The organism is Imperialibacter sp., from assembly GCF_048007035.1.
In the GTDB taxonomy this organism is placed as follows: domain Bacteria; phylum Bacteroidota; class Bacteroidia; order Cytophagales; family Cyclobacteriaceae; genus Imperialibacter.
Window position 1 is genome coordinate 3,461,822 of sequence record NZ_CP180355.1, and the last position, 23,406, is coordinate 3,485,227.

The 23,406-nt window shown below is 47.2% G+C and carries 16 protein-coding genes; 6 read left to right on the forward strand and 10 right to left on the reverse strand.

What is annotated here, in order from left to right; genetic code table 11:
- Window positions 1-20: 20 nt before the first annotated feature.
- Together ACMVP2_RS14900 and ACMVP2_RS14905 are read right to left on the reverse strand one after the other, a co-directional pair.
- Entirely contained in the window at window positions 21-1,499 is a 1,479-nt protein-coding gene (locus tag ACMVP2_RS14900) for a xylulokinase (RefSeq protein WP_416864081.1), read from the reverse strand.
- Window positions 1,500-1,600: 101 nt separating this feature from the next.
- Window positions 1,601-2,095, reverse strand: coding sequence for a methylglyoxal synthase (locus ACMVP2_RS14905; protein ID WP_317488151.1), 495 nt, complete (start codon window positions 2,093-2,095; stop codon window positions 1,601-1,603).
- Window positions 2,096-2,414: 319 nt separating this feature from the next.
- Between ACMVP2_RS14905 and ACMVP2_RS14910 the strand changes: the two genes are divergently transcribed.
- Together ACMVP2_RS14910 and ACMVP2_RS14915 are read left to right on the forward strand one after the other, a co-directional pair.
- Complete coding sequence (locus ACMVP2_RS14910; RefSeq protein ID WP_416864082.1) at window positions 2,415-3,911, forward strand: APC family permease; 1,497 nt, start codon at window positions 2,415-2,417, stop codon at window positions 3,909-3,911.
- 8 nt (window positions 3,912-3,919) lie between these two features.
- Window positions 3,920-5,377, forward strand: coding sequence for an aldo/keto reductase (locus ACMVP2_RS14915; protein ID WP_416864083.1), 1,458 nt, complete (start codon window positions 3,920-3,922; stop codon window positions 5,375-5,377).
- 141 nt (window positions 5,378-5,518) lie between these two features.
- On the opposite strand, the gene ACMVP2_RS14920 is transcribed toward ACMVP2_RS14915, so the two are convergent.
- From ACMVP2_RS14920 to ACMVP2_RS14950, 7 genes are all read right to left on the reverse strand, one after another.
- Window positions 5,519-8,137 carry a COR domain-containing protein gene (locus ACMVP2_RS14920; RefSeq protein ID WP_416864084.1) on the reverse strand — a complete coding sequence of 873 codons (2,619 nt, stop codon included), beginning with the start codon at window positions 8,135-8,137 and terminating at the stop codon, window positions 5,519-5,521.
- A gap of 81 nt (window positions 8,138-8,218) precedes the next feature.
- A complete protein-coding gene (locus tag ACMVP2_RS14925) occupies window positions 8,219-8,794 on the reverse strand; it encodes a LutC/YkgG family protein (RefSeq protein WP_416864085.1) in 576 nt (191 codons plus the stop codon).
- On the reverse strand, window positions 8,791-10,155 hold the full coding sequence (locus ACMVP2_RS14930; RefSeq protein ID WP_416864086.1) for a lactate utilization protein B: 1,365 nt from the start codon (window positions 10,153-10,155) through the stop codon (window positions 8,791-8,793). The genes ACMVP2_RS14925 and ACMVP2_RS14930 overlap by 4 nt, the downstream gene beginning before the upstream one ends.
- Window positions 10,152-10,892 (reverse strand): (Fe-S)-binding protein, encoded by a 741-nt coding sequence (locus ACMVP2_RS14935; protein ID WP_416864087.1) that lies wholly within the window; start codon window positions 10,890-10,892, stop codon window positions 10,152-10,154. Before ACMVP2_RS14935 ends, ACMVP2_RS14930 begins: the two co-directional genes overlap by 4 nt.
- A 223-nt stretch (window positions 10,893-11,115) precedes the next feature.
- On the reverse strand, window positions 11,116-12,498 hold the full coding sequence (locus ACMVP2_RS14940) for an FGGY-family carbohydrate kinase (protein ID WP_416864088.1): 1,383 nt from the start codon (window positions 12,496-12,498) through the stop codon (window positions 11,116-11,118).
- 1 nt (window position 12,499) lies between these two features.
- The gene (locus ACMVP2_RS14945) at window positions 12,500-13,792 is read right to left on the reverse strand and encodes a TIM barrel protein (protein ID WP_416864089.1); all 1,293 of its coding nucleotides are present in this window, start codon (window positions 13,790-13,792) and stop codon (window positions 12,500-12,502) included.
- Window positions 13,793-13,881: 89 nt separating this feature from the next.
- A complete protein-coding gene (locus ACMVP2_RS14950) occupies window positions 13,882-15,990 on the reverse strand; it encodes a bifunctional aldolase/short-chain dehydrogenase (protein ID WP_416864090.1) in 2,109 nt (702 codons plus the stop codon).
- Window positions 15,991-16,231: 241 nt separating this feature from the next.
- Between ACMVP2_RS14950 and ACMVP2_RS14955 the strand changes: the two genes are divergently transcribed.
- Genes ACMVP2_RS14955 through ACMVP2_RS14965 form a run of 3 tightly spaced genes read left to right on the forward strand, consistent with a single transcriptional unit; the run spans window position 16,232 to window position 18,301 of the window.
- Complete coding sequence (locus ACMVP2_RS14955) at window positions 16,232-17,263, forward strand: GntR family transcriptional regulator (protein ID WP_416864091.1); 1,032 nt, start codon at window positions 16,232-16,234, stop codon at window positions 17,261-17,263.
- A 52-nt stretch (window positions 17,264-17,315) separates the two neighbouring features.
- Entirely contained in the window at window positions 17,316-17,963 is a 648-nt protein-coding gene (locus ACMVP2_RS14960; protein ID WP_416864092.1) for an alpha/beta fold hydrolase, read from the forward strand.
- Complete coding sequence (locus tag ACMVP2_RS14965; protein ID WP_416864093.1) at window positions 17,960-18,301, forward strand: hypothetical protein; 342 nt, start codon at window positions 17,960-17,962, stop codon at window positions 18,299-18,301. Before ACMVP2_RS14960 ends, ACMVP2_RS14965 begins: the two co-directional genes overlap by 4 nt.
- A gap of 15 nt (window positions 18,302-18,316) precedes the next feature.
- On the opposite strand, the gene ACMVP2_RS14970 is transcribed toward ACMVP2_RS14965, so the two are convergent.
- The gene (locus tag ACMVP2_RS14970) at window positions 18,317-19,285 is read right to left on the reverse strand and encodes a phytanoyl-CoA dioxygenase family protein (protein WP_416864094.1); all 969 of its coding nucleotides are present in this window, start codon (window positions 19,283-19,285) and stop codon (window positions 18,317-18,319) included.
- 166 nt (window positions 19,286-19,451) lie between these two features.
- Here ACMVP2_RS14970 and ACMVP2_RS14975 point away from each other — a divergent pair, with 166 nt between their 5' ends.
- Window positions 19,452-23,345, forward strand: coding sequence for a PVC-type heme-binding CxxCH protein (locus tag ACMVP2_RS14975; protein WP_416864095.1), 3,894 nt, complete (start codon window positions 19,452-19,454; stop codon window positions 23,343-23,345).
- Window positions 23,346-23,406: the final 61 nt, after the last annotated feature.

Consider the following 23,406-nt stretch of genomic DNA (forward strand, 5'->3'; position numbering starts at 1 on the left):
ACGATAGCAGCCCTTTTCTATTAACCAAGATGGCTTTTCAGAATTCCAAGCCACTTTTCATAATGTGGCTCATAATCGATATTTTTTGAAGGTTCTACTACCCGAAGCCTTTTCATGTTCTTGAAGGCGTCTTTCTGGTCTGCGTAAACGCCAGCGCCCAAGCCGGCACCTACAGCGGCGCCCACACTGCCATCACCCTCATAGAGCTCTACAGGCACGCCTGTTACGTTCACAAATGCCTCTGTGAACACATCGCTCAGGAACATGTTGGCATAACTAGCCCTGATCACCTTAGGGCTCATGCCATTGTCTCTCATAATATCGAGTCCGTAACGGAACGAGAAGGCAATACCTTCCTGCGCTGCCCTGAACAATTCGTGTGGGCCGTGAGTGTTGAGGTCAATGGTGTGGATGTGGGCACCTATTAGTTTGTTCTCGAGCATTCGTTCCACGCCGTTGCCAAAAGGCATCACATAGAGGCCCCGGCTGCCAGGTTTGGCTTTGGCTGCTTCTTGATTCATTTGTTCGTAGGTCAGATGCTGTCCAGCCACCGATTTTATCCAGCGGTTCATTATGCCCGTACCGTTGATGCACAGCAGCACGCCCAACCTCTTTTTCTCACTGGCGTAGTTTACGTGGGCAAACGTGTTTACCCTCGACTGCGGATCGTAGCTTACCTGATCAGTTACACCATAGATAACACCGGAGGTGCCTGCGGTGGCTGCCACTTCGCCCGGCTCAAATACATTGAGTGACAGGGCGTTGTTGGGCTGATCTCCGGCCTTGTAGGTGACAGGAATACCAGCTTTCAAGCCTAACGGTTCGGCAACGGCGTAGCTTACTGTGCCATGCTCCGAGAAGACAGGCTTGATGTCGGGCACCATGCTTTTTGAAAAACCGAAATAGTTGAATACCGGGTCAGAAAGCTCGTCCTTTTGAAAGTCCCAGAAAATTCCTTCAGAAAGAGAGGAAACTGACGTGGTAATTTCGCCAGTGAACTTCATGGCAATGAAGTCACCTGGGAGCATGAGCTTGTAGGTTTTGTCGTACAAGAAAGGCTCATTTTCTTTGACCCAAGCCAGCTTGGAAGCTGTGAAGTTACCGGGAGAATTGAGCAGAGACGAAAGGGCCACGCTTTTGCCGATGGCTTTGAACGCCTTATCGCCTATTTCTACCGCCCGGCTGTCGCACCAGATAATTGAGTCACGCAGTACCTTTTGGTCTTTGTCCACTATCACCAGCCCGTGCATTTGGTAGGCAATGCCAATAGCCCCAATGTCTTTGGGGTTATATTTTTTGGTAGCGTTGAGTTTGGTAATGGCCTGCTGCGTGTATTCCCACCACATGTTGGGGGATTGTTCCGCCCAACCAGGCTCTGGCGACAAAATCGTCGCCTCTGTTTCCGGATAATGAGTGGAAGCAATGCATTTTTGCGTTTGGGCGTCCACTACAGAAATTTTGACGGAAGAAGTTCCTATATCTATACCTAATAATAACATGGTGCAAATTTGATTAAATGTGTGCTAAAATAGCAAACCTATCCCAAATCCATTTCATTTTACGGATCGGGTGTTTGATTAAGTTTCGGTGATGTAAGCTACTAAATGGTCAACAGCAGGCCGTAGTTCTCGTCAGTGTCAGAGAAGAAAGACTCGGAAAGGTTTTCCTTTCCCTGCGCTTTGTAGTCGGGCTGTTGTTTTTGATAAGAGGAATTTAGCAGTGGAGATGAGACAAGGAAGTCCGCTGTTGCTCTGTTGCAGGCAACGGGAATGTTCCAGGCCATGCCTATTCGCAGCAACGCCTTCACTTCAGGGTCGCTTGGCAATTGTGCCAAAGGGTCCCAGAAAAAGATGAGAATATCTATTTCTCCTTCGGAAATTTTAGTGGCTATTTGTTGATTACCACCCATAGAGCCACTTTTTACCTTGGTCACAGGTAAGTTAAGCTCTTTTTCTACAAGGTTCCCTGTAGCTTCGGTGGCGAAAAGAGAATGACCAGCTAATACACCCTTGTTAAAGAGTGCCCACTCAATCAGGTCTTTCTTTTTATAATCGTGCGCAACAAGCGCTATATTCTTTTTATCTATCGTATCCATTGTTGTGTCAACTTTCAAGTCAATCAATTTCCATTCAAACACCATGCAGTGTCAACTTCTCAATGATTTGTACAAATTTAACCCTTTTTCTTAATAAAAGATTCGTTTCATTGCAACGTAATCAGGCCATTAGAGGTTGTGTTTTTCGGAGAAATCGATTGCAAAGTTCTTAACAAACCGTTGCAGAGAAATTTCCTTCCTGAAAAAGATTTTTCACTGAAATGGGAACATCGAAGGTGCATCATCAAAAATGATTTTGTGGTGACCGTCAAAAGGTTTAACTATATCCTCAGGAGACGGTAGATTTGAATGATGTGAGATGGCAAAAAAAGATGGTGGAGTGAAAACAGGACTGACAAGGCAAATGGGCATTCTGGGCCTTGCAGCTACTGGTATTTGCTCGATGATGGGGGCGGGCATCAACGTGGTGCCTTTCATGATACAGCGAAATGTGCCGGGGATCGGCCCTTATGTGCTTCCGGCTTTTTTAGTGGCCGCAGTGCCTGCCATTCTTGCAGCCATGGCCTATGCCATACTCAGTTCGGCTATGCCCAGGGCGGGTGGCAGCTATGTCCATGTAAGTAGATCCCTCAATCCATATCTGGGTTTTGTTGCAAGCTTTTCCCAATGGTTTGGCCTTTCCGTGGCCATCGGCGTTGTGTCTTACGTGGGCGTTCCTTTCCTGAGAGATGTCGCCTTTGGCCTTGGGTGGCCGGAAATAGGAGAAATTTTGGAGTTGGGGTTGGTTCGCCTGGCTATTTCATTTGCTTTCCTTTGGATTTTTGTTCTTGTCAATATTCAGGGCATTAAACTTTATGAGCGTACACTGATCCCGCTGATGTTTTTGATGTTCGGTCTCGGTGCTATTGTAATTGTGGTGGGCTTTGCACATGACCAGGCCGACTTCGTGTCTGCCATTCAGGTAAAAGAAGGCAGGCAAATAGCAGAGGCGGCAAGCAAGGCATTTGATTGGAAGATTTTTGTAACAGCCTCGGCCTTGCTGTTTTCCAGCTTTATCGGGTTCGACTCGATAGCGCAGGCAGGAGGAGAAGCGAAAAATCCGGGCAAGTCGCTGCCCATTGCGATAGCTATCGCCATTCTGACTGTGGGTGCGTTTTACTTCCTATTCACATGGGCTGTTTATCATACCGTGCCGTGGGATTTCATTGCCACTGAATCTATGCAAAAAGATATTTCAGCGCCTGGTCTGTTGAGCTATGTGCTGCCCCCTGTTTGGGGTGTGCTTATTTTGGCTGGCGCTGCCATTGCGCTGATCAACGACTTGCCGGCCATGATCCTGTCGGTTTCCAGACTTATGTTTGCCTGGGCTGAGGACGGAATATTCCCCAGGAGTGTCGCTCGGGTGCACCCCGTGCGGAAAACTCCGGCAATGGCCATTGTCGTCAGCGGAGTTATGGCTTCGATCGGGATCTTGGGATGCCACCTGGCGAGCGACTTCTTTTTAGGGATAGATATTATGGTGACGTCCATGCTCGTTAACTTCCTTTTGATGGTGATCTCTGTTTACACTTTGCAGAAAAGAAATCCAACGCTGGCAAAAGGCATTGTGGTGGTGAAGGAGCGATGGAAGCAGGTTTTTATTGCTGTTGCCGGTGCTGGTTTGCTGGGCAGCCTGCTCATTGTACATATCGTCAAAGACCTGGCAAGCAGTCCCGGTGCATGGTATTTCCATTCTACCTTTATATGGATAGTGGTGATGATTGTCGCTACAATGATTTATTTTCGTGAAAAAGGAAAACTCACCAAACAGGGCGTCAACCTGTCGGAGAGGTTTTCGCAACTACCCCCTGAATAAGATTAGCTATGAGTAATAGAGTGGAATATTGTGAATTGGCACCTGACCTTAAGATATCGAGAGTTCTTACGGGGTTGTGGCAGGTAGCCGACATGGAAAGAGACGGCAAAAAGCTGGATCTTGAGGCCGCTGCCAAGTCGATGAAAGCTTATGGAGATGCCGGACTGGTCACCTTCGATATGGCGGATCACTATGGCTCAGCCGAAATCATTGCTGGGATTTATAAAAAGAAATATGCCGACTACCGGCCGGTGAACTTGCTGACAAAATGGGTGCCCAGTCCTGGTCAGGTGACAAAAAAGGACGTGAGAGAGGCTGTGGCCACTGCGCTTGTGCGCATGAATATGGAGCAGCTTGACCTGATGCAGTTTCATGCCTGGAACTACGCTGACCCGATCTGGCTCGATTGTCTTTATTGGCTGGAAGAGCTGAGAGAAGAGGGGCTGCTGAAGCAAATTGGCCTCACGAACTTCGATGCAGCCCATTTGAATATGGTGCTGGAAAGTGGGATAAAAGTGGTATCGAACCAAATATCGTATTCTTTGCTAGATCAAAGAGCAAAAGGAGACATGGCTGCTGTGTGTGAAAAGCATGGAGTGAAAATCCTGGCATTTGGCACATTGGCCGGCGGTTTCCTGACCGAGAAGTGGCTGGGTAAGCCCGAGCCCAAGCAGGAGGCAAGTTTGACCTGGTCTCAAATGAAATACAAGCGATTTGTGGATGTGGCTGGAGGCTGGAAGAAACTGCAGGATTTGCTACAGGTGCTTTCAAAACTTTCCGAAAAATACCATGTGTCAATGGCCAATGTAGCGACCCGCTATATGCTCGAGCAGCCTGCCGTGGGTGGGGTCATCGTCGGTGCCAGACTGGGAGAAAGTGAGCACGTGATGGACAACCTCAGGTTGTTTGACTTCCGGTTGGATGCTGACAGCAAGAAAGCTATTGAAAATGTAATTGTAGGGTTCAGTCCTATTCCAGGCGATTGTGGCGATGAGTACCGGAAGCCACCGTTTTTAACAGCTTCAGGGGATCTTAGCCATCATGTGGAGGCGATCCCGGTTCCATATCCAACCACCGAAGGCAGTGATGGAAGAATAAAAGCATTGAGTGGCACGGAGTGGGAAGACCTGGCAGGCTTTAGCCGTGCAGTGAAAAAAGGAAACAGAATCTTGATTTCAGGCACGACTGCTACTCATGGGGCCAAGGCTATAGGTGGAAATGACCCCGCAGCGCAGGCCACCTTCGCACTTGATAAAATAGAAGGTGCCTTGCAGTCGCTGGGCGCAACCTTGGAAGAGGTAGTGAGGACCAGAATCTTTGTCAGAAATATAGATGACTGGGAAGCTGTGGCCAGAGTTCACGGAAAGCGCTTCAAAGACATTCAGCCGGCCAATACACTGGTACAGGCCAATTTGGTTGGAAGGGAATATTTGGTGGAGATAGAAGCTGAGGCGATGGTGGAGTAGGTGCTTCTGGACAGGAGTGTCGTGCCCACAGCGCTAGCTGGTCGCAAGACCGTGTGAAGAGTGGCGGCTGGGATTAGCTCAATTTACCGATGATCGAGTCGATCACAGGTCGGAAGAGAGTGTTACAATAACTGTGTCAAGTCATTGATTTAATTTGTGTTGATATTCTTCCTCAAGCTTTTCTAGCTGCTTTTTCGTTTTGGCATACTTGTCCAGGCTAAATCGATTCTTTTTATACAGGCTATCCCGAATAGAATTTAGTTTTCTTTTCCAAATATCGGATTGATTGAAGGTATATTGCCTTGCTATGAAAAAAATACTGTTACATACTGCGAGTACCAATCCTGAAATAAAAGTCCATTTCTCCATGATGTCCCAGCCGAAGTGAAATATAAAAAATAGCCAAATTGAAACAACCGAAATGTTTAATAAGACATAAAGCCACCCTATTCTCTTAGCTTTTTCTATTGCTTCAGCATCTAACTCATTCTTTTGACTTTCCATCTCTTGCAATTCTACCTTAGCTGAACTAATCTCTGCATTTAACTTTTTCAACGAGGTGAGCCTTTCGTTCGACTTTTCCAGTTTCTCAGTAGTCTTTTTTAGTTCAAAATCCTCCATGCCCAGAGGCACCGTTGATAGATTAGGGAACTCTATGTCCGATAAGATATGATTTACCATATCTGAGATACTTATTCTTTCATATGGAGGAAGCCGACACTCTATAAAATATCTACTGTTTTTTAAACGGTCTGAAAGTTCGCCAAGGTCAAAGAATGTTGGGGTGACATGATTCCTACACGTTTTACAACAGCATTTGATCATCTCACGGACAACCAGTTTATTAAAACTTGTATTAATATCTTCTAATACCCCTCTAAATATTGCAAGAATCTCCTTTTTAGCGCCACCAGTAACCTCTATACTTATCTTTTTGGGGCTTTCAAAATATTTTTCTTCAACAAGTGCCTTGGTATCATTGTATTGAAATAACGCCCCGTGTTTCCAGTAGACATCATCGAAAATATATTGATGGCATTTAACGATGAACCTAGATATAATTCCTTTGGGCATAAATTCATACCAATACTCGAACCGAATCGAATCTTCGGAAGCAGGCCAATTTGTTTTGATCTTATCGGGGTGTAGTAGCTGCGGTGCTAGGTATCTGTTAGCTACTATTTCAAAACAGATATCGAATTTATCGTTTTTCATTAGTGCTAATAGTTCATTTTTCTTGCTAGTAAACCCATTGTCCTTCCATATGCTTTCTAAATCTTCGCTCGTAAACTCACCTTTTTGCGAAATGACTTTTGGGTTATCCAAAATGCAATAGACTGCTTTTGTCACCCATTCAAAGTTTAGAAAAATCGTATCCTTTAGAAGAAAATCTTGTCTGAAGTGTAATATGACTCCAAGGTCATGTAGATAATCACTCAGGAATAAAGCTCTTTCTTTATTCAAAGAATATTTCTCACAAATTTTGAAGTACCTCGCTGTATCTATGAAGTTTGTTCCTTCGTCTCTTAAAATATCCAAATCTCTTCTAATGTTAACCCAGGCTTTGGGTAGTTCGATTCCTATGTCTGGCATTAGATTTTTATCCTTGAGAATCGAATAAACTGTTAATTTTAGACGGTCAATTGAATCACTATGACCAGGAACGCAGCTCACATTTTCCACTTGCAAAAGATTCGGAAACCTTTCTTTGTATGAGTCCGACGCAAAGAAAGTATAGGGTTGGTCACTTTTATTAACAACAATAACGACTGGGCTTTTGCCTCCTAGAACCTCTATTAGATTCAGCCAATAGAAGAGGTCATCATGCCGAAGATCTTTTCGAGCTTCAGTAACTAGAAAATAGATTGATCTTTTGGTGAGGAAGAACTGATGGGTAGCGTGATAGATTTCTTGCCCTCCAAAGTCCCAAATATTGATTTGAAAGTCTTTTCCGTGGTTGAGTTTTGCTTTTTGGATAAGCCATTTTTTTATGTCGATACCTTCAGTGCTTTTTTCATATAGATCAAATGAATAATTTTCATCACTTAAGGCTTTCGTTAAAGAAGATTTACCCACCCTTTCTTCGCCAACCAAAAGTAGCTTAACCTCGTAGAGGAAGTCTTTTTCGTCCGCAGTTCCGAGCTCTTCAAAATACTTTTTTAGCGCATCTAGGCCCTTCACAGCAATTTCGATCGGGGGGTCGATTAGTGGGTTCCCGGCTAACTCAATTCGTTCTAAGGAGGGTAATTCTATAATTTCTTTGGGTAGAAATGTTATGGCGCAGTTAGAAAGATCTAGGCTCTTGAGATTACTAAGAAACTTGAAATTGCTAGGTAAATCATAAACTCCCGTGTTGGAAATGTCTAAATGCTCTAGACTCTGCATAGAGGCTATTTTTTCTGGCACTTTGACGAGAGGATTGTTTGACAAGATTAAGACTCTTAGCTTACGAAGCTCGGTAATTTGTCTTGGGAGATGCTCTATTTTATTGTTAGAAAGGTTGAGTATTTCGAGAGAAGAGAAAGTAGAAACCTTGGGGTTAATTTTCTTTATATGGTTTGAAGAGAGATTGAGAAATTTTAAATGACTCAGCTCAAGTGTGATATAACTTTCGTTTTCAGAAGAAAGCAGGATTGGTCTTTCCAACAGAAAAAAAGGAATGTTGTAGAGGTCAGAATAGCTAAAATTTAGATCGCTGAAGCCTTTTACATGAGATTCTTTTATGATTTCGGTTAAATGATCGGAATCTATAAGTTCCATTTTGCATACCTATTTTGGAGGACATATGCACAAATTACTTAATTTGAATAATTTAACAATGTTTGAGTTGCAGTTGCATAGTTATTGAACCATCACCGTCATCTTTTTCGGCCCGTGGGCTCCAATTACTAGTGACTGCTCAATATCAGCTGTTTTGGAAGGGCCGGCGATGAATACGCCGAAGCCGGGGATTTCTTCAATCTTTTTGTACGCCTCGTGCATGTTGCCTACCAGCGTTTTGCGATCAATTAGCACAATTAGATGCACCACAATAAAAGGTAAGGCTCTTAAGCCTGCAAGATTTTCTGGCACCCAAATAGCTCCGTTTTCTGCTGTGCCAAAAGCGCCTTTAATGATGCCAGCTTCAACGTATCGCAGATCCGAGGGCTTTTTAACTGTAGAAAGGTCTATTCCTGAGGAATAAAGGTCAGGCAGTGTGGTTATCACCTGTTGATAGGCCCTGGTCTGTTCCGCAACTGCTGCTTTGACTTCTTCTTCGCTTCTGCATGAAATAACAGTTACGTGGTTGGCTTCCAGTGAAGTGGTAAAAGTAGCCTCAAGGTCTTTACTTACCTCAAATGCTGGAATTTCAGGCAGTGGCTTTGGCTCAAGTCCCAGCTTGCGGATGTTGCCCAGTATTTTTTCTCTGCTGCTCATGATTTCCGGTTTTTGGCGTACCACTCTTTGAAGCTGTCCCTGGGAGGATCAGGCAAGTCTCGCTGCTTGCCCCACGCATTGAGGGGGTTGTTGATCAGAGACTTTGGCAGCAGTGCCAGCGACTTTCTGGCCAGCTTCCCCATCATATTGTAGAGCGACGGCGAAGAGAGCACTTTGGCAGCTAATGTCATCGAAACTCTCTTTCCAGCTCCGTCCAGCTTTTCATCGGCCACTACCTGCCTCCACTCGTACAGCTGCTCATGGATATTGATTTTCACGGGACACACGTCGCTGCAGGACCCACACAGCGTAGAGGCAAAAGGAAGCGATTGATGTTTCTTTAAATCCACTCCTGGCGACAGGATGGAACCAATCGGCCCGGGCACGGTGGCGTCGTAACTGTAGCCACCACTGCGGCGGTAAATCGGGCAGGTATTCATGCAGGCACCGCAGCGTATGCACTTCAGGCTGTTGCGGAACTTCTCCCGACTGAGCTGCTCCGTGCGCCCATTGTCTACCAGAATGATATGCATCTCCTGGCCTGATCTTGGCCTGTGGAAATGGCTGGTGTAGTTGGTGATGGGCTGGCCTGTGGCACTGCGGGCCAACAGTCGGGTGTAAACACCGAGATGCTCCAGCTTCGGGATCAGCTTTTCGATGCCCATGCAGGCAATGTGAACAGGAGCCAAATGAACGCCCATATCAGCATTTCCCTCGTTGGTGCAAACAACGAAGCCGCCTGTTTCTGCAATGCCGAAGTTGACACCAGTCAGGGCGATGTCCGCTTCTATGAATTTGTTGCGGAGGTGCTGCCGGGCGGCTTCCGTCAGGTATTGGGGATCGTTGTTGCCTTTTTCTGTCTGTAGGTGCTCGTGGAATATTTCTGAAATATCCTCTTTTTTCAGGTGGATGGCTGGCATCACTATATGGCTGGGAGGCTGCCGCACAAACTGGATGATTCGCTCTCCCAAATCAGTGTCGACTACTTCAAAACCATGCTCTTCCAGGTGCTCGTTGAGGTGACACTCTTCCGTGAGTATCGATTTGCTTTTTACCAGCTTTTGGGCGTTGTGCTTCTGAAGAATCGAGGTTACTATTTCGTTGTGTTCTTTGGCGTCGGCCGCCCAATGCACATTGATGCCATTGGCTACGGCATTTTTTTCGAACTCCTCCAAATAGCTGGCAAGATTGGAAAGTACGCTGTCTTTGATGCCTGATGCCAGTTCCCGCAGCTGCTCCCATTCCGGGATCTGCTTGCTCGACACATCACGCTTGCTCCGCACCCACCATAGCGTTTCGTTGTGCCAATCGACTTTTTTATTGTCTTTGAGGAAAGTTTCGGTGTTGGTACTGTGGCTCATAAAGATACTCCGTTTAAGATCTCCGCCACGTGCATTACCTTCACCCTCAGTTTGTTTCTATTGATAATGCCTTCCAGATGCATCAGGCACGACATGTCGTTGCCCACGATGAACTCAGCTTCGTGGCTCGTATGGTCTTTAATTCTGTCGTTTCCCATTTTCACAGACAGCGCCTCCTCGCCAACTGCGAACGTGCCGCCAAAGCCACAACACTCTCCTGGCATGTCAAGGTCAACCAGCTGAAGCCCTTCCACTTTTTGAAGGAGGCTGGCAGTCTTATTAAATGGCGGAATATTTAGCTCCGGAGCTGCCGCAATTCTTAAGCCTCTCAGCCCATGGCATGAGGCGTGAAGTCCCACTTTGTGGGGAAAGGCGGTTTCAATTTTATCAACTTTCAGAATGTCGTGCAGGAATTCTACCAACTCGTACACATTGTTTCTAATCGAGCCAGCTTCAGTTTCCCTGCTAGCTGAATGCAGGTGGTCTTTCACGTGGAGGGTGCAGCTACCTGAGGGGCAAACGACGTAATCGTATCCTGCAAAATTATCGATGAACAGCTCGTCAATCTTTTCATTTTTTGACTCATAGCCTGAGTTCGCCATTGGCTGACCGCAGCAGGTTTGGTTCTTTGGGTAATCCACCTCGCAGCCCAGCTTTTCCAGTAGCTCCAAAGTGGCAATGCCAACCTGAGGGTAGAATTGGTCGACGTAGCAGGGAATGAAGAGCGCAATTTTCATAGAAGCTTATTGCTCGTGGTTTATCGCCCTCAAGCCGGGCAGGCTCCTACTTTTTAAGGACAAAAAGTAGGCAAAAGTCCTTGAAAAATTAAACGCACAGGCCTTTTCGCTCACCAGCCCGCCAATTTTTCCTCCACCCGCCGAAGAGGGCGCTTAATCGTTTTAATATCTTTGGTCAAATTGGAAAATTCATCGTCAAATGTTTCTGTTCTTTTCAAGTACTTTATTTAGTGGGCAAGTGCTTTTTGACATTGTAGTTTTTCTTCAAAAACTCGTTGGTGATGGTTCGGTAATTTACCAATAATGCAGCGCCGAGAGCAGTGCCCAGAGCAAAAGATGTGGAATAAATTTTATAAGCGGGCAGTTTGTTGGCCAGCATTTTTACAAACACTTCGTTGGAGCTAAAGCCGCCGTCAATAAATATTCTTTTGATATCTGTGTCCCCAATGGCCAGCTTGAGAGAGGCAATCTGCAAATCCGTTAGTTCATCGATAAGATGAAAATAGGCGTCTTCATAGCTCCCGAAAATAGAAAGATCCTGGTTCGGGTTGTTTGCAAAGCCTAATCGCTCCGGGTGCAGTACACTATGATCGAACAAAAGTGCTTTGCTTGATTTCCTCTTTGACTTGAATTCTTTTTTCCAGGCAACGGACTTGTAAGTTTGATAGTCGATGCCGAAAAACTCACTTAATAGCTTTGCCTGATTACTAAGATGCTTTCCCAGAAATAATCTGGAAGCCTTGACTGAAATGCCCTTTGCGCTGAAAAAATTCAAGCAATCGGCGCTTAGCTCAGCGGCCGTCAACACCTTGTCGTTGAAGATGTTCATGCAAATGCTCCAGGTGCCCGTTGATATGAGTACGAAAGGATCATCATTGGCCTGAATGTAGGGCACGAGGGCAGAAGAGCTGTCGTGCACGCCTATGCCCACATGGATCAGCTTGGCTTTGATGTCGATATGGGTAGTTTTTGTAGATTCCTCGATGGGAGTGAGAAACTGAACTAGTCCTTCTTTCTCCAGCCAGTCGGCATATTTGTTTTGCCCAAAATCCCAAAGTCCTGTGTGACAGCCTAAGCTGGTGAAGTCTGTGGTGGCTTCACCTGTAAACAGGTAGCTGAGGTACTGGGGGAAATGAAGGCTCCTGTGGAGCTTTTTGAACGCTTCTGGCTTGGCATATTTCAGGTAGTATAGCTGTAGGCCAGAATTAAGCATTCCCATGGACGGGCTGGCAGTAGACACAGAAAACCTTTCCTCCGGGCCATATTTGCTGAAGAAGTCTTTTGATAATTCATCAGGAAATGGCTTCAGATAGTTGATAAAGGGAGTAACCAGCTCTCCCTGTTCATCGAGGTGTACCATGGAAGCACCATAGGTCGAGAAGTTGATTGCCTTGACGTCGTAAGTGGGGTCTTGAAGGACTTTGTTGGCGCTCTCCTTCACCCATTTAACAAGGGATGTGAGGTCTTCCGACAAAAAGCCATCCTCGTCAGGGATCTCATCAAACCTGATGTATTCATGCGAGATTTCGGAGAGATCTTCGTCAAACAAGAAGAGCTTTTTGTTGGTCTTCCCAATATCGAATATAAGGGTGACTGGCTTTCCCATATCAGAGGCCGGTTGCTACCGTTTTTAATCCACGTTTTGCAATAAGCTGCTTTCGTATCTGATTTTCTCTGAAAGAATTTAACGGATCATAAGCTCCCCCCATGCGCATGCGGGATTCTGCCACCAGGGCCCGTACGTCGGTACGGAAGGCGTTTTGAAGCACCTCCTGCGCAGCCGATACGTCGTTGACGCTCTGAGCCTTTTTCAATGCTGTTCTATCAACAATGAGCGCCTGAGTATATGCAATTTTGATAGCTTCAATAGCCTGAATTAAATCCTCGATTGGATCCTTCAAGTTGTGGCTGGCGTCGATCATCCAGGAGAGCTCGGGGTTCTTTGTGTTTTGCATACCGTCTACCAGTTCGTTGAAGATAAGAAAGAATTGGTAGGGTTTGATGCTGGCAACGGTTAAATCGTCGTCGCCATATTTGCTGTCATTGAAGTGGAAGCCCCCCAGCTTCTTCTGCATCATCAAAATGGCCACAATCTGCTCGATATTGGTGTTGGGGAGGTGGTGCCCGAGATCGACAAGGCTCAGAGCTTTTTCGCCTAAAGAGCTGGCCAGCAAGTGCGAGGTGCCCCAGTCTGGTATCACCATCGAATAAAAGTAGGGCTCGTAAGGTTTGTATTCAACCAGCACTTTCCAGTCGGCCGGAAGGTGGTCATAGATTTGCTGCAGGGAATCCTGCGTGCGCTGTAGTGCCTCTCTGAAATTCAACTGGCCGGGAAAGGACGAGCCGTCTGCCAGCCACACCGTCAGGGCTTTTGATCCAAGCGCCACACCGTGATCGATTACTTCTTTGTTGTGCGCAACAGCTTCGTCTCTTACATGCTTGTCGACATGACACAACGAACCAAATTTGTAAGACACTTTGGCGTCGGGCTGGTCCTGAAAGGTGTTGGAGTTGACGGCGTCAAATAGCAGTCCGTGAGAAGAAGCGAGTTGCTTGATGGCTGTCGCATCTTTCGGAATGTCCCACGGAATATGGAGGCTGATGGCGTTACTGGAAGCATTGAGCAGGTGCAGCAGACCCACGTCTTCTATCTTTTCTTCCAGGGAGCGAGGTTCCCCTCCTTCAGGGAAACGTGCGAAGCGGGTGCCTCCCGTGCCAAGCGCCCAACTCGGGACAGCAATTTGGAAGGTGTCTAGCTTTTTCAAAACCGATTCCACGTCGATGCCCTGGTCGGTGAGGGTGTCGGCTAATGGAGTGAAGCGCTTTTGGTGAAGCGCTTTTTGTTGTGAGTTATTTTCGAGGATATCGTTTTTTGTGATCATGGTGTACCAATATGTCATCCCTACGGGATTGGTTGGAAAGGCCTAATTCGAAATGTCGATTTGCTAACCCTCCAAGGGTTGTTAACCACTTGGAGGGTTTCACTTTTTTATCTGACGAAAGCAGCAGCCACGCCGCCGTCGACGTTCAATATATTGCCGGTGCTTTTGCTAAGCAAGCCGCCGGTAAAAGCAAAGACTGCATTGGCAATGTCCACTGTGCCGATAATTTCGTTGAGCAAAGTGCGTTTGGCATAGAAAGCAGGCAGTTCTTCAACCGTGATGCCATAAGCTTTTGCACGGCCTTCAGCCCACTTGCCTTCCCATATTTTGCTTCCTTCAATGACAGCATCAGGATTTACAGTATTGACCCTTATTTTCTCAGGTCCAAGTTCTGCGGCCAGCAGCCTGGTCATGTGGGCCTGGGCTGCTTTGGCAGAGCCATACACCACGTTGTTTGGCCCGGAAACCAGTGCGTTCTTGCTGACGATATTCACCAGATCGCCACCTAGTCCCTGGGCCCGCAAAATGTCGACACCCGCTTGAGATACCAAAAACTGTCCCTTGGTAAGCACGTCCATTAGCAGGTCGTAGTCTTGTTCAGATGTGTCGGTGATCGATTTGCTGATGGCCAGTCCTGCTGAATTCACAATTACATCGACGCCACCAAACTCCAGACAAGCTTTTTTGAATGCCGCTTTGATGCTTTCAGGATTGGTGACGTCCATTTTTGCGTAGGTCGACACGTCTCTTTTGTAAGTTTTATTGGCTGCGGAAGCCCTGTCTTCGTCGATGTCAGTGATGACTACACAGGCACCTTCTGCTGCCAGCTTGTCGGCAATTGCTTTTCCAATGCCACCAGCGCTTCCTGTAATAAGTGCCACTTTACGAGACATGGGTTGTTCTTTTGGCATGCGCTGCAGCTTGGCTTCTTCCAATAGCCAGTATTCAATATCAAAAGCTTCCTGAAGCGGCAGGGCCACGTACTCAGAAATTGCTTCTGCTCCACGCATTACGTTAATGGCGTTGATGTAGAATTCCGACGCCACCCTGGTTGTCTGCTTGTTTTTGGCAAAAGAGAACATGCCCACGCCAGGCCAGATAATAACGACCGGGTTTGGATCACGCATGGCCGGGCTATTGCTGCGCTTGTGTTCATTGTAATATTTCGCATACATCTCTCTGTATGCCTGGAAATAAGGCTCCAGCTGTTTTTTGATGGCAGTTTTGTCAGAAAGATCTGCGTCTTTCGGTAAGTCGAGCACCAACGGCCTGATTTTAGTTCTCAGAAAGTGATCCGGGCAACTGGTGCCGAGCGGCGCCAGGCGTTCAAGATCTTTGCTGTTGGCAAACTGCAGCACCTTTTCATCATCGGTAAAGTGGCCAACCATGCGGTCGTAGCTTGACGCAAGGCCCCTCAAAACCGGAGCAAGCTGTGCTGCCTGGTCTTTTCTTTTTTCAGGAGAAAGAGACTCGATGATCTGACCTCCAAAAACCGGCCTTTTCTTTCCATAATTCTGCTCCAGGTACTCGCTGGCCATGTCGATTACCTCAAGGCTATTGATGTAGCAATCATAGGCGGTGTCGCCCCAGGTGAACAGCCCGTGGCCACCCAACATGATGCCTCTTATGCCAGGATTATCTGCCAGCGACTGTTTCAATTGAAGGCCCAGATCAAAACCAGGACGCTGCCATGGCACCCACGAAATCTGGCCTTTGAAAAGTTCTTTAGTTATTTTTTCACCGTCCTTCGATGCAGCGATGGCAATGGCGGCATCTGGATGCAGGTGATCGATATGTTTGAATGGAAGGAAGCCATGCAGTGGCGTGTCGATAGAAGGTGCTTTGGAGTCGAGGTCGTAGATGCAATGGTTGAACAGTGCTACCATTTCGTCTTCGAATTCCAGGCCACGGTACACATTTTCCAGCGACCTGAGTTTGTCGTTGTACAGCCCGGCCAATCCACTGCGGGTAAGCGTGCCAATGTCACCGCCGGATCCCTTGATCCACATCACTTCTACTTCTTTGCCTGTTAGCGGATCTTTCTCCATGGTTTTGCAGCTGGTGTTGCCGCCGCCGTAGTTGGTGATGCGCAGATCGGCTCCGAGAATGTTGGAGCGATAGAGGAGGAGAGCGACTTCATCGCCTTTTAGCTGGGCCGCCTTTGCGTCGTCCCATAGGTAGTTAACGTGCTTGAATGTTTTTGTGGGTGCACTCATTGTATTTCGAATTGTGTGATTTGATACAAACAAATTAAGTAATGTCGTTTTCGTTTGCCGCAAGCGCTGTCGTGAAGAAAATGCTTCGACAGGCCCAACATGACAGCCGTTCCGGGACATTATACATCAAAAGTCAATATCCGTGGCGGTATCACTGTCATGCACTATACTGCATGGGTGGTTTTTTTGTGTTTAATATATTTGTAACATTGATTGTTGGTGAATAAACCCTATTAGTGCGTTGGAAGAGCTGTTGCTGGATATCAGAGAGAAGTCGAGTGTGCCTAAGTACAAGCAGATTGTAGGTAGCGTTATTTCCAGTATTGAAGCTGGCAAAATTAAGTATGGACAGAAGCTGCCATCTATCAATCAAGTGAGCTACGATTACTTTCTTGCCCGGGATACAGTGGAGAAGGCATACAATGAACTGAAAGAGCTTGGCGTGATAGCGGCTGTGAAGGGCAAGGGGTATTATATCAGCAACTCGGCACCTAAATCGCAACTTAAGGTGCTTATGCTCTTCAATAAGTTGAGCACTTACAAGAAGGAGATATACAACTCTATTGCACAGGGGTTGGGAGAAAAAGCGCACATCGATTTTTTTGTTTACCACTGCGATTTCGAACTTTTCGAGAAGATACTTACCGAGCACCTCACTGGCTACAGCTATTTTGTGCTAATGCCTCATTTTGCTGATCTGAATGTGGAAAAGCTGAATTCCTTGCTATCCAAAATACCCAGGGAGAAAATAATTATCCTGGATAACCGCATAGAAGGAGTAAATCACTTTAGTGGCTGCGTTTATCAGGACTTCAAAATGGACATATATAATGCCCTGTCGGAAGCCAAAGAAAAGCTGAGCCGCTACAAAAAGCTTATTCTTGTGTTTCCTGAAAACGAAACATATCCCTACACCAGAGATATTGTCACAGGTTTCCGGAGATTTTGTGGGTTCAGCAATGTGCCCCATGAGATTATCAGTGAAGTGGGTTCCGAACATGTGATTGAAAGCAACACGGCTTATGTAGTCATTGAAGAAAGCGATCTTGTGAACCTCATCAAGCTTCAGCGAGCCAATGGAATGGAACTAGCCAAAGATGTTGGCATCATTTCGTACAATGACACCCCGCTTAAAGAAGTGCTTAGCGACGGCATTTCTGTGATTACGACCGATTTCCGCAAAATGGGCCAGCTGGCTGCGAAGGCCATGCTGGAGAACAAGCCCATTGAGGTGAAGAACGACTTTCGGTTTATTGAGCGGAAGTCGGTGTAGCTTCTTAGGCCTATTTTAGTTCTGCATTGGACTGTCAATTGGAAAAAAGATAATGAAAAAAGTCTACCTTTTAAGCGGGCTGGGAGCTGATAAGAGAGTGTTCGATTTTGTTGATTTTTCTACCTTCAAAGTCAAACATATCGACTGGATACAGCCTCGGGGTAACGAGGCAATTGAAGACTATGCAAGACGGCTTTTACCCCAGATTAATACGCCCCGACCTATTTTGATAGGAGTATCTTTTGGAGGAATAATGGCAATTGAAATAGGTAAATTAGTTGATTGTGAGGGAATAGTTCTTGTGTCTTCAGTTCAAACGAGATTTGATATTCCCTTCTATTTTAGGTTGATTGGGCGACTAAATATCAATAGTCTTATGCCAACTAATCTCTTCAAAAAGGTCAATGCTCTTACTTACTGGTTTTTTGGGGCAAAGACAAAAAGAGAGAAGGGGTTATTGAGAGAAATTATCTTGGAGACAGACGACAATTTTTTCCGATGGGCTGTTGATAAAATTGTTAACTGGAGGAATGAGACTCATCTAAAAATGGTTAGCCACATTCATGGAGATAAGGACAGGGTTTTGCCTTTAAAAACAGCCGATTTTACGATTAGCGGTGGTGGGCATTTGATGATTGTGAGTCATGGAAATGAGATTGGACAAATAACAACGAATACACTAAGTCGCCAACAACTATGAAACTTCCACCTATCATCGAGCTCGGGTTCTCTCCACTTCTTTATCTTTTCCTATTTTATATTATATATCTCGGGATAAAAGCATTTTTCTTCATAAGGATAAGGAAGGTCAATTATCCTGACAACCCCGCCAGAATTGTGTATTTAGGGGCTGCTGCCGTGGTGATAGGAGCAATAGCTTTCATCCAAAAATACAGGGAGGCTATGGAGGCAATTGAGAGTGCCGGAGATATTAGTCCGTCTTTGGTGGCTGGTTCAATCAGCGAAGCCTTCACCTATCCAACTCTCGGCCTTTTTTGTCTCGCCTTGTCGTTTCTGTTCAGGTTTGTCAGTAAGTAGATTTTGTCTCCGACGTCAGCTCCACTTCTTTAGCCCCAGCAATTTCTCTCCCAGCTCGGTAAGCTTCGCTGTTTCATAGTGTTTTTCTTCAAATTTTCTAGGGTCTCCCGGGAAGGCATAGCCTTCTGGTGTCTTGCGTTTTCCCCATGATGCTATGCGCCATTGTCTGAGCTTTTCATCGTGTTCCCTCGCTGGCATCATAGAGAGGTACTGTGCTATCCGTACTTTGTTGCCGCTCGTATTGGGGCGGATGCCATGAGGGAGCAGGCTGTTGAAAACCAGCAAATCGCCAGGCTCAAGCTTCACTTTTACGACTTCAAACCCTGATATATCGGGTTTGAACCTGTCTCTGTCTTTTGGCTGTGTAAGCTTCCAGGTCTCGTAAGTACGGAAAAGCTCCGGCACGCACTGAAAGCCCCCAATGTTTTCGTCGGTTTGGTCACTAAGAGCCAGCACACCCTGCACATTCTGAGGCTTGGTTTCGGGGTCGTAGTCCCAGTGCATAAATCCCTTGAAGTCGTGGCCAGGTCGCAAAGGCAGGTTAAGGTTGGCTCTGTCGATGGTGACCCAAAGCTTTTCTGTTCCCCAAATGTCTACAAAAGCATCGTATACCCTCGGAGTTTGCCGGTTGTCCCACAGGTACTGGTGATTAAAGATTTCCACCATGCCGCTATGTTGCAGTTCTTTCATTTCCATCAGTGCCCTCGGCGGGGCGTACCATGTGTTTGGATTGTCAGGGTCTTTTTCTTCAAACTCCCAGATCAGTTTAGCCAGCCGCTCAACTTGCGCTTTTGGCACGGCCTGTTTGATTACAATGTAGCCGTTGCGCACCCAAAAATTCCAATCGTCTTCACTCAGCACTTTCAATGGCTGCCAGGCAGACCGGTCGTTAAGGGTAAATTCTTCGTAGATAGCCGTGGACTTATTCTGTTCTCCGTCGTCGGGAACAAAAGGTTGTGCATTTTTTGGAGCGAGCGACTGCATAATTGAAAAGATACGAAGAAGAAATTGCGAAACTTTTCATTGAGGTGATTTTTGTTGTTCAATCATTCGCCGGCAGCACGTGTTCTGCCGCTGCTCACCATGCCTGTTATGATTGATCGTAGAAATCACTAAATTGACTTTACCTAAACTATATAGCATACCTGCGATGAATTTACAAAACTACAGGGCCTCGTCTACTGGCTCATTTGCTCCCTATTTGCCAATATTGACGGCTCTGTTGCTTGGAATGCTGCTGATCGAGGGCTGTAAGCCACAGACCAAAGGAGATCAGGACACAACTGTTTCCACCGCTGATTCCACCATCCTAAAAGTGGTGCAGGACAATCAAGCCAATACCATTTCCATATTTCGGGAGGGAGAAAACGAGCCCATTGTTACACAAAATGTAAGACCCGATTTTCGCCCTTACTTGCATCCCATTGTAGCCCCCGACGGCAAGGGTCAGCTCACGGAATACAGCCCGGGGCACCACAAGCATCAAACGGGGCTCTATTGGGGCTTTACCAGGGTAAATGGCCGGGACTACTTCCATCATCCCGAAGGTGACTACTGGCGAAAAGTGTCGTCGAGCGTTGTTGAAGCAGAGGGCAAGGTGGTAAAGTGGCAAACCGTTTATGATCTGCTCGATGAACAGGGTAATACTGTGCTTACCGAGACTCAAAACTGGTCGATGAGGGAAACGGGAGGCAAGTTTTTGCTTGACCTTGAATGGAGCGGACTTGGCAAAACAGACGTGACCATTGGCGAGTATGACTACGGCGGACTATTCCTTCGGATGCCATGGGTTGAAGGCATCAAAGGAGAAGTGGTGAATGCTGCCCGTCAGAAAAATGAAAAAGCCGAAGGGCAGCGGGCCATGTGGGTAGACGCTGGTATGCAGGTGGAAGGACGAGACGACCTCGCACACATTGCCATTCTGGATCATAAAGAGAATAAAGGCTTTCCACAGACGTGGAGAGTTGATGCGCAGCTGGGGATTGGGCCAGTTCGGGCGAGAATGGGGGACTGGACAATAGCAAAGGGAGAAACAGAGACCATTAAGCACGAGGTGGTGGTTTACACCGGCGAGCTGAATGACGTTGAGATGACCGAAACCTGGCAAGACTATGTGGGCGACCACAACATGTACTCCACGGCCGTGCTTTGGGGCATAGCGCAAGAGGAGGGGCGCAATGCCAAATTCCTAAAGCCCGAAGAGGCAGTGGAGGCGATGACGGTCAAAGATGGCTATGATGTAAATGTGTGGGCAGCCGAGCCGATGATGTCGCAGCCAATGGCTTTTTGCTGGGATGACAAGGGAAGGCTGTGGATTGCGGAGAACAAAGACTATGAGTCGAGGGGCTATGGCTTTTCGAAAGCGGGAAACAGCCGCATATTGATCCTGGAAGACACCGATCACGACGGTGTCGCTGATAGCCGAAAGGTGTTTCTGGAAGGCATTGCATTTCCTTCGGCAATAGCCGTGGGTTTCGATGGGGTGTTTGTTGGTGCACCGCCGAACCTGCTCTTTGTGCCTGACAAAAACCATGATGATAAAGCCGAAATGGATGACATCGAAGTTCGGTTGACAGGCTGGGGCATCCGTGACAGACACGAGACATTGAATAGTCTGCACTGGGGTCCCGATGGCTGGCTTTACGGCTTGCAGGGGTTTGCTACACCCTCTAAAGTGAAACTGGCGAAAGGAAAAGGCAGGATATATGGTCACAATGATCCTTTTCCTGAAGACATATTCGAAGGAGAGGGAACTGACATCAACGGCGGCGTTTGGCGCTACCATCCTACGAAGGACAAATTCGAGGTAGTATCACATGGGTTCAGTAACCCGTGGGGGATCGACTTTGACGCCAAAGGGCAGCTGTTTATTAGTGCTTGCGTTATACCACACCTCTGGCATGTGATTCCCGGCGGTATATATCATCGCCAGGGCGGGCAGCATTTCAATCCCTACGTTTACAACGACATAAAAACCATTGCTGATCACAGACACCGGTCGGCGCATGGTGGCCTGAGAATATACCAATCTGACGCTTTTCCTGCGGAACAGCAGGGCCGGTTGTTCATGGCCAATATCCATGAGCATGCCGTGTTGTCGGATGTGCTGGAGCCCAAAGGCTCTGGCTTCGTTGGCCACCATGGTGAAGAGTTTTTGATGGCCAACAATGCGCAGTGGGTGGGTTTCAGCATGGAGCTGGGGCCGGAAGGAGCACTTTATGTCCTCGACTGGCACGACGCAGATATCTGTGGCAAGGAGGTGCTCAATGAAGAAACCGGTCGAATTTTCAGGATCGCACCGAAGCAGTCGCTGGCAGAAAACTGGGAAGGACGATACAGTGACCTGAGCAAAATGACCGATGCTCAGCTTGTGGCGCTTCAAACGAACAAGAGCTCATGGCATGCCAGAAGAGCCAGGCTTATTCTTCAGGGAAGAGCAGCAAAAGCACCCCTGGCAAAGGAAGTGCATGACCAGCTTCGAAAGATATACCAGACTAATACTAGCATAGATTTTCGGCTAAATGCAATGTGGGCCTTGCACGTGACCAGGGGCTTTACCGAAGCTCAGCTCATAGAAGCGTTGGGTGATAAGGATGAATACGTGCGTGGCTGGGCTGTTCAATTGCTAAGCGAAGACAAGGCTCCGGTGCAAGCCGTGGGGAAATTTGTGGCCATGGCCGAAAAAGATAAATCGGTTGTGGTGAGGCTTTACCTTGCCTCGGCGCTTCAGCGCATTCAGCCAGAACAAAAGTGGGCAGTTGCTGAAGCTTTGATGGGCCACGCTGAAGACGTGGAAGACCACAACCTGCCAAAAATGATCTGGTTTGGTACGGAGCCCCTCGTCGCTGAAAATCCTGACAGGGCACTCCAGCTTGCAGCAAAAAGCAAAATCCCAATGCTGGCAGAATACATCGCCAGAAGGGTGGTGGATGCGGACGCCACAGAGAAACTTATCGCAGCCATTGGGAAGAAGCCTGAGACAACGATGAGTATGCTGGAAGGCATGCGCAATGGGTTGGAGGGACGCACCGATTTGAGTGCGCCGGCCAACTGGCAGAAAGTGTATGATAACTTGCAGAGCTCCCGGGTTGAGAAGGTGAAGCAACTGGCATTGGAGGTAGCGCAGTTCTATGGAGACACCGAGGCAGCCAAACAATACCTGGCCACGCTGAAAAACAAAAACACACCTATTGACCAGCGACTGAAAGCGTTAAATTCTCTCGCCGATCAGCAACGAGAAGAACTTGTTCGGGAAATCCCGACTTTATTGAATGAGGAGGCTTTGCGGATCGATGTGATCAGGGCCGTGGCTGCCTTTGACGACAACTCATTGGGCCAGCTACTCATCGATAAGTACTCAAGCTTCAACAGGCTGGAGAAACTGGAAGCTGTGCAAGCGCTGGCTTCCAGGCCTGAATATGGATGGTCGCTCACACAAGCATTAAAAAGCGAAAAGATCCCCAAACCCGACGTGCCAGCCTATGTGGCTCGTCAGCTCAGGCGTGTGGTTGGAAGCGGCTTTGTGGAGGTGTGGGGCCCCATTGACGAACTAGGCTCCGATATTGCCGCCGATTATAAGAAATACACTGGTTTATTGACTGAAAAAGCGATTGGAGGAGCCAATGTTGCCAATGGTAAAATGATGTTTCAGCGCACCTGCAGTGCCTGCCACAAAATGTACGGCGAAGGAGGTAGCATTGGGCCAGAGTTGACAGGTTCCAACCGGGCCAACCTGGATTATCTGCTGAGCAATGTCCTCGATCCTAGCGGCGAAATTCAGGATGACTACAAAATGGTGGTCATCACCACCAGAGACGGGCGCACCTACTCAGGCAACGTGAATGCGGAAAATGAGCGGCAACTAACCCTTAGAGTTGTGGGACAGGATGCGGTGGTGATCGATAAGTCGGACATACAATCGAGGGAGGAATCGGCCAATTCAATGATGCCCCCGGGATTGTTCAAGACGCTGACCGATAAAGAGGTCATCGATTTGGTGGGCTACCTGAGAACATTACAGCAGATAGCTCCCAGTGCCGAGTGATCTTTTTCTTTTGGGCACAGTAGTCATTTTTGGTATACATAAAGGAATGTTGGAGTTGGTA